1 protein-coding gene is annotated in these 1380 nt (G+C 43.0%); it reads right to left on the bottom strand.

Annotation, left to right across the window (positions count from 1 at the left end; translation table 11 throughout):
• Positions 1-154: 154 nt before the first annotated feature.
• Positions 155-1380: C39 family peptidase (locus tag MOZ60_RS11495; protein WP_370596790.1), on the bottom strand; the 1226-nt coding region annotated here is incomplete at its 5' end.

Here is a 1380-nt window from a genome sequence, read left to right as displayed (position 1 = left end):
ATGGATATTATGCATATTTTTCACATGAATAAATCGGCTTTTGGTTTGCACTGATAGATATACAGCGAAAATATGTGCAAGCGCAAAAAAATGAGCTGTAACAGCTTATTCAACTGTTACAGCCCCTATGTAATGATATGATGATGCTCTTATATCAGCCTACTGCAATTGCATAATGCCTGATGTTATAAATGCTATCGAAGGCATACCTGCTTACCCATGTATCTCCATAAATCGGATCCATGATATGCAGATCACCATTGCTGTTATAGCCATACAATGTCATGCAGTGATTTGTGGCAAGACCAATGCCCCAGCTATAGTGAAGAATTGTTGTTGGTGCCCATCTTTCTGAACCCCAGACAATAACCGGATGGCCTTCTCTTAACTCTGCCAGCAGCATATCCGTTGTCGCACCAGAGATATTTCTGGCCGGTGCAAATCTGTTAACATATGGAGTCAGAGGGCCAGGATTGATACTGGCATATCTGCCCCAGGATTCTGTATACGGGCTTCCCACAAAACCATGGTTCGGATTGCCGTCCCAGGAATACGGCATACCATCAAGGAACTGATGGAGTGACATGTTCTGACAGTATCCTAATCCTTTTAATGCCTGTAAAGCAGCTGCACCTTCGCAGCCAGTAGGTGCTCCATTTGCATATTGATTGATGAACGGTACCGGTGCAATTGATTCAAAATTATTCATCAATCTGCCATCTCTGCGATAATATTCACCATTGATCACACGATTGCTGTACATATGGCCATCTACAGTATCAAAGTAATAATAGCTTCCATTGATCAGCTGCTTGCCAAATACCATGTGGCCGGCACCGTCATAGTATACTTTCCGTCCATCCGGTAATGTGACAAACCCTGTCCGCATACTGCCATCTGCCAGATCGAAGAAATACCAGTATCCTCCGATATTCTTCTCCCCAAAATGCATCTCGCCGTTTTCGCTATAGTAAACCGTCTTATAGCCGATATTTGTCAGCCCTGTTGCGAATGACCCATCCGGTTTTACAAAGTACCAGTGACCATTGTTGTAATACTCAAAGCCATTCTGACTCAATGTACCATCTACCGGATCTGAGTGACACAGTTTGCCATTGCTGTCGCGATAATAACCAAACTGCATCTCACCTTTATCGTTGTAGTAAACAGTTTTATACCCAATATTGGTGACACCGGTCGCATAGCTGCCATCTGCTTTTACATAATACCAATGGCCATTGTTGTAATACTCGAAGCCATTCTGACTCAATGTACCATCTACCGGATCTGAGTGACACAGTTTGCCATTGCTGTCGCGATAATAACCAAACTGCATCTCTCCATTCTGGTTATAGTAAACTGTCTTATAACCGATATTGG

It is taken from the genome of Grylomicrobium aquisgranense, assembly GCF_033971865.1.
Classification (GTDB): domain Bacteria; phylum Bacillota_I; class Bacilli_A; order Erysipelotrichales; family Erysipelotrichaceae; genus Bulleidia; species Bulleidia massiliensis.
Note: the sequence above shows the minus strand (reverse complement) of the source record. Positions and strands in the feature narration are given on the sequence as shown.